This is a genomic window from Neisseria sp. P0021.S005 (assembly GCF_051956955.1).
This window is the reverse complement of sequence record NZ_JBQCWY010000306.1, coordinates 1-3,580: the sequence shown is the minus strand read 5'-3', so window position 1 is coordinate 3,580 and position 3,580 is coordinate 1. Positions and strand designations below refer to the sequence as shown.

Sequence of the window (3,580 nt, the reverse complement as noted above, 5' to 3'; positions counted from 1 at the left end):
AAAAAGGCGCGCCGCTGACGCGTACAGTGACGAAGGACAGGGTTTTGTTCCTGACCGAGAAAAAAGCCTTCAACTTGCCGGTTACCCCGAATTTCGACAACCATGCGAACTATATTGCCAGCTTGGGTGAAGTCGTGCGCTGGTTGGCAGAGCAGGCGGAAAATTTGGGCGTGGAAATCTATCCGGGCTTTGCCGCCGCCGAAGTGCTGTATCACGAAGACGGTTCGGTCAAAGGCATTGCGACCGGCAATATGGGTGTGGGCAAAGACGGCGAACCGACCGATTCATTTCAGCCCGGCATGGAGCTTTGGGCGCAGCAAACCCTGTTTGCCGAAGGCTGTCGCGGCTCGCTTTCCAAGCAAGTCATTGAACAATTCAAGCTCGACCAAAACAGCGAACCGCAAACTTACGGCTTGGGCATTAAAGAAATTTGGGAAGTGCCGTCTGAAAAACATCAGCCCGGTTTGGTCATGCACAGCGCAGGCTGGCCGTTGGACAGCAAAACCTACGGTGGCTCGTTTATTTATCACTTTGATGAAAACAAAGTCGCTGTCGGTTTTGTGGTCGGCTTAGATTATCAAAACCCTTATCTGTCGCCGTTTGAAGAGTTCCAACGTTTCAAAACCCATCCTGAAATCCGCAAAACCTTTGAAGGCGGCCGCCGTATCGCTTATGGCGCGCGTTCGTTGATTGAAGGCGGTTTGCAAAGCCTGCCGAAACTCTCGTTTAAAGGTGGCGTTTTGGTCGGCGATGCGGCGGGTTTCCTGAATATGCCGCGCATCAAAGGCATTCATACGGCCATGAAATCCGCCATGCTTGCCGCAGAAGCCGTGTTCCCTATGTTGGAAAACCTCGAGGAAGTGGAAAGCTTCGACAGCGGCAAAGAGGCGGCGGATTATCAGCAACGTTTTGAACAAAGCTGGCTGTATCAAGAGCTTTACGCCGCGCGCAATGTCCGTCCGTCATTTAAATGGGGCGTTTACCTCGGCTCAATCTATACCGGCATCGACCAAATGATTTTCAGAGGCAAAGCCCCGTGGACCTTGAAACATCACGGCAAAGACAACGAGCAGCTCAAAAAAGCCGCCGAATGCAAGCCGATTGATTATCCGAAGCCCGACGGTGTGTTGACTTTCGACCGTTTGAGCAGCGTCTTCCTTGCCAACCTTGCGCACGAAGAAAACCAGCCCGACCATTTGGTACTGAAAAATCCGCAAGTCATGATAGACGTAAACTACAAAGAATACGCCTCGCCCGAAACCCGCTATTGTCCGGCCGGCGTATATGAAATCGTCGAAGAAAACGGCAGTCCGCGCCTGCAAATCAACGCTGCCAACTGCGTCCACTGCAAAACGTGCGACATCAAAGACCCGACGCAAAACATCACTTGGATTTGCCCCGAAGGCGCAAGCGGTCCGAATTACGGCGGAATGTAATTGACTGTTTGAAGTTAAAACCTAAAGGCCGTCTGAAAAATTTCAGACGGCCTCTATCCTATTATTTCATCAATGGAAGCATTATGAACACACGCATTTGGCAGGCAGGCCGATTTGAAATCGCCTTGGACAAACCGAAAATCATGGGCATCGTCAATCTGACCCCCGATTCATTTTCCGATGGCGGCACCTATTCGCAAAATGTCTCAATAGCATTGACACATGCCGAGCAGCTGCTGAAAGACGGCGCGGATATTCTCGATATCGGCGGCGAATCTACCCGCCCGGGTTCGGATGATGTTTCTCTCGAAGAAGAATGGGCCAGGGTGCAGCCGGTTTTAGTGGAAGTGGCCAAGTGGAATGTTCCCGTCAGCTTGGATACGCGCCGTACGGCGATTATGGAAAAAGCCTTGGCACAAGGCGGCGTCGATATTATCAACGATGTTGCCGCATTGAGTGATGAAGGCGCAGTCGCCTTGTTGGCGCAACAGCCGAAGACGGGCGTGTGTCTTATGCACATGCAGGGTTTGCCCAAAACCATGCAGCTTAATCCGCAATATCAAGATGTCGTCGAAGAGGTCGCGCGCTATTTAAAAGCACGCGCGGCAGAATGCGTTCAAGCAGGCATTGCCCCTGAACGCATCACGCTGGACCCCGGCTTCGGTTTCGGCAAAAACCTGCAACACAACATCACCCTGATAAAACATTTGCCTGAATTGATGGAAGCAACCGGATTCCCCCTTCTGATCGGCGTATCGCGCAAACGTATGATTGGCGAACTGACAGGCGAACAAGATGCCGCCAAACGCGTACACGGCAGCGTCGCAGCTGCTTTGGCCTCAGTGGCTAGAGGCGCGCAAATCATCCGTGTTCACGATGTCAAAGCAACATCGGACGCTTTGAAAGTTTGGGAAGCATTGGGCGTATCGGCATAATGCCCGAATAGAAAACCAACAGGCCGTCTGAAACATTTGCTCGGCATCTTGAACAAGCAACAAGTTATGCTATAATCCGCATCTACTCTTGACGGGTCTGTAGCTCAGGGGTTAGAGCAGGGGACTCATAATCCCTTGGTCGTGGGTTCGAAACCCACCGGACCCACCAAATATTAAAAATGCCCGAGGCTTTTGGCTTCGGGCATTTTTGTATTTATTGGTTTGTGAAGGGTTGGAATATAATGTCGAGTATAGAAATTCGGTTATGTCGTCCAATATATTTTTTAGGGAAAATTCTTTTTAAAAAAGAAGGAGTAGTTTGGTGGAGTTATTGCCTTATTTTCTGTTTTGTTTAGTATTTTTGTATTTTATTGCAATTATAATTAATTCAGTAATAGTATATAAAATATTAAAATCAGAAGGGGTAGATATAGGTTTTTTTGAATATCTATTTATTGGAAGTATGCAATTTAAATTTTTCAGAGTGCTATTTGGAATACAAAAAATATCCAATAAATTTTATTTGAAAATATTAAGAATAAATTTTACGGTTGCTATGATTATTCTTATTTTGGGTTTTTCTGTTGTCTTATATTCAACATATTTAGTATAAAAAATAACCTATCAAATGAAAGTCAGCTATTTAAGTTGTAGAATGTTTTGTAAACCAATGCCGTCTGAAAATCTTTATTTCAGACGGCCTGAAGATTTAGTCGGCCGTTCCGCGTATTTCGTTGATTGGGATGCGCGGTGTATAAAGTATGTCGTAAGTCGGCTTGTCCAGCAGATCTTGCAGTGAGTATTGATCTAAATGATTGAAGAAGGCTTTGATGGCACCGGTGATGATACCGGTCAGTCGGCAGGATGGGGTGATGAGGCATTCGTTGTTGTCGCCCATGCATTCGACAACCTGCATCGGCTCAAGATGGCGTACCACTGCACCGATATTGATGTTTTCAGGATTGTCTGCCAAGCGCAAACCGCCGCCTTTGCCGCGCACGCTGACCAGAAAACCGCCTTTGACTAATGAGGTAACCACTTTCATCAAATGGCTTTTGGAAATATTGTAAGTCTCGGCAATAGTGCCGATATTGACGAGGGTGTCGTCGTTGATGGCGGTATAAACCAATACGCGCAATCCGTAATCGGTATGTTGGGTCAGATACATGGCTGGCTCTTTAGATATTTTTATTATATGTCAAAAGCGTA

At 47.6% G+C, this 3,580-nt stretch carries 3 protein-coding genes and 1 tRNA gene; 3 read left to right on the top strand and 1 reads right to left on the bottom strand.

The features are described 5' to 3' along the window. The 3 genes from ACTHUE_RS13210 to ACTHUE_RS13200 form a co-directional block, all read left to right on the top strand. Window positions 1-1,436, top strand: a 1,436-nt coding sequence (locus ACTHUE_RS13210; protein WP_440423681.1) for an electron transfer flavoprotein-ubiquinone oxidoreductase, incomplete at its 5' end; no start/stop codon positions are given. Between the two features lie 83 nt (window positions 1,437-1,519). After that, window positions 1,520-2,371: a dihydropteroate synthase gene (gene folP / locus ACTHUE_RS13205; protein WP_070695213.1), complete on the top strand. Its 852-nt coding sequence runs from the start codon at window positions 1,520-1,522 to the stop codon at window positions 2,369-2,371. Between the two features lie 93 nt (window positions 2,372-2,464). Then, a tRNA-Ile gene (locus ACTHUE_RS13200) sits at window positions 2,465-2,540 on the top strand. 540 nt (window positions 2,541-3,080) lie between these two features. Here the strand turns inward: ACTHUE_RS13200 and ACTHUE_RS13195 are convergent. Beyond that, a complete protein-coding gene (locus tag ACTHUE_RS13195; RefSeq protein WP_004518811.1) occupies window positions 3,081-3,539 on the bottom strand; it encodes an RrF2 family transcriptional regulator in 459 nt (152 codons plus the stop codon). Window positions 3,540-3,580 lie beyond the last annotated feature (41 nt).

Coding starts and splice junctions, on each gene's coding strand:
- folP (WP_070695213.1), top strand. CDS start 1,520: ATGAACACACGCATTTGGCAGGCAGGCCGATTTGAAATCGCCTTGGAC.
- ACTHUE_RS13195 (WP_004518811.1), bottom strand. CDS start 3,539: ATGTATCTGACCCAACATACCGATTACGGATTGCGCGTATTGGTTTAT.